The organism is Cyanobacteriota bacterium, from assembly GCA_025054735.1.
In the GTDB taxonomy this organism is placed as follows: Bacteria; Cyanobacteriota; Cyanobacteriia; order SKYG9; family SKYG9; genus SKYG9.
The window spans coordinates 1-2412 of record JANWZG010000503.1 but is presented as its reverse complement, the minus strand read 5'-3'; the positions used below and the strand labels follow the sequence as shown (position 1 = coordinate 2412).

Sequence of the window (2412 nt, the reverse complement as noted above, 5' to 3'; positions counted from 1 at the left end):
ATATTTGCAGTCTGGATGTCAAGAGGTTTGGTTGGTGATGCCAGAAAGCCAGTGGGTAATGGTGATTACGGCGCAGCAGCAAGTTTTGTTGAGTGGAGAAGCGATGGTGACGACCCAACAGGTGTTGCCAGGATTCACCATATCGGTAGCTACGCTCTTGAAGTGAAGTTGCAGCAAACGATGCAGGGTTGAACTGCCGATAGCAAACTGGGCAAGTTTTGGGTCTATAAACAGGCCAGCCGTATTCCCTTCTATGGCATTTACGAGGTGGAAAAGGCTAGTCTAGAGCTGTACGAGTTAGTCAGAGGTCACTATTAGTTGGCTATCCCCGACCAGCAGGGCTATTACGAGATCCTGCCGATAGGAATTTTCACCATCGGAACAGGTGGAGCCTTAGTGCTAGCAAAACGACATGGATCAATTCCCTTGGTAGCTACTGCCATCCAACAGGTGCGTGATGCGGGGTTATAGCTGTCGGGTGAGGTCGGCAATTTGTTGCAGCAGAAAGCAGGGGAGTAATATGGAGCAATCTCTATAGAGAGAACAAACACCGTTCTCCAGGGAAATCATCAACCTTATCTGCCCCTAGAATTAGTAGCCATCACTGTGTTGAAGACCCTCACTTACGTTAACTGGTGATAGCAGCCAGTTGCAATCTTATCTCAGGACATGTTGGTGATGATCAGCACATTTTTTCTGTCAGACAGATACGTGACCAGTCAGTGACCAGCAACTAATGACAGTTGCTATGCATTACCATTGAATAGTTATCGGGCTAGTGACACCATTATGGAAATTATTCCTGCGATCGATATTCTCAACGGCAAATGCGTCCGTCTATATCAGGGTGACTATACCCAAGCCCAAACCTTTAACGAAAACCCGGTTTCAGTGGCGCGGCAATGGGCAGCCGAAGGAGCTACACGCCTGCATTTGGTGGATCTAGACGGAGCTAAAGTTGGGCAACTCGTGAATTTGGGAGTAATTGAGGCGATCATCAGGGCAGTGGATGTGCCCGTGCAGGTAGGGGGTGGACTGCGGACGGCTGAACAAGTAGCGACCCTGTTAGACAGGGGTGTGCAGCGGGTGATTCTGGGCACAGCGGCAGTAGAACACCCAGAGCTGATAGCACAACTCTGTCTTCAGTATCCCAATCAGATCGTAGTCGGTATTGATGCCCGCGATGGTTGGGTGGCAACCAAGGGCTGGTTAGAAACCTCTCAGGTGCGAGCTGTGGATCTAGCAACACAGATGGCAGCTCAGGGAGTTAGCGCTATTATCTATACAGACATTCACCGGGATGGTACTCTGCAAGGGCCAAATCTGGAGGCGCTGCGCGAACTAGCCTCGGCAGTAACGGTGCCTGTGATTGCCTCAGGGGGTGTCAGCACTATCACTGATCTATTAAGCTTACTAGCGTTGGCACCTCTAGGCGTAGTTGGGGCGATCGTTGGGCGCGCTCTATATACTGGAGACGTGTCCTTAAAGGAAGCCTTGCGAGCAGTTGGCTCCGGACGCTGGCAAGATATTCCTCCTGATTTTGGTTCCTCAGCCTTTGCGTAGCATCTCTCTCAGGCAGGGTCACTCTGTAAGCATTCTGTGTAACAACCTTATGTAACAACTTCACATAGCAACCTTGCGTGCCAGCCGTCTTCCCCTAAACAGTTGTTAAACTGTCACTCTGTAAGCATTTTGTGTAACAACCCTATGTAACAAATTTACATAACAACCTTATGTGCCAGCCATCTTCTCCTAAACAGTTGTTAGACTAGGGGAAATGCTACCAAGGACTAGTATATTAGAACCTATCTAGTACGGATAGCCTTAATCACATCTTGATTGCAGTGGTCGTGAATTAACATGGTTTAGCTGGATTAGCGCCGCTATGAGCTTTGGGTTTTCGCATTATTACGGTGATGATGACTACGGAATGAGGGGAAATAACTCCCAGGGACAGGGGTTGCTGCGATCAGGCTGGCGACCCCTTCATCGTCAGTTCGATCCTGCCTTTTTCTTACAATTAGTCACTCATGACTTTTGGGGCATGGCTCAAAAGGGCATCAATGCCCTGAGTCATGTTGCTGATGCCCTAGGGCGTACCAACTATAGTTGGTGGGCAAACTTGCTCCATGCTATTTCCGATAACAGTCGGTATGAGTTAGATGAATTTTTAGACTACATCACACCCCAGCCGCCAACTCCAGATTATCGACACCGAGATGTACTGAGCACAGAAACACCCATTACCCACGTGGTTAGTCGTGCCGCAATTCCCATCGACTATGTGCTGACTCGATTTCAAGAAGTTACAATCCTCAAGGTCTTAGAGTTACTAGGTACGCCCACGCTCATTACCCAGTACTACCTAGAACGGCATTTTTACTACCCTACAGAGCGCTTTACTAGCTGGAA

At 48.8% G+C, this 2412-nt stretch carries 4 protein-coding genes; all 4 read left to right on the top strand.

Annotation, left to right across the window (positions count from 1 at the left end):
• Positions 1–4: 4 nt before the first annotated feature.
• Complete coding sequence (locus NZ772_17415; protein MCS6815336.1) at positions 5–166, top strand: Uma2 family endonuclease; 162 nt, start codon at positions 5–7, stop codon at positions 164–166.
• Between the two features lie 152 nt (positions 167–318).
• The gene (locus NZ772_17410; protein MCS6815335.1) at positions 319–471 is read left to right on the top strand and encodes a hypothetical protein; all 153 of its coding nucleotides are present in this window, start codon (positions 319–321) and stop codon (positions 469–471) included.
• A gap of 318 nt (positions 472–789) precedes the next feature.
• A complete protein-coding gene (gene hisA, locus NZ772_17405) occupies positions 790–1563 on the top strand; it encodes a 1-(5-phosphoribosyl)-5-[(5-phosphoribosylamino)methylideneamino]imidazole-4-carboxamide isomerase (protein MCS6815334.1) in 774 nt (257 codons plus the stop codon).
• Positions 1564–1885: 322 nt separating this feature from the next.
• On the top strand, positions 1886–2412 hold a 527-nt coding region (locus tag NZ772_17400; GenBank protein MCS6815333.1), incomplete at its 3' end, for an AAA family ATPase.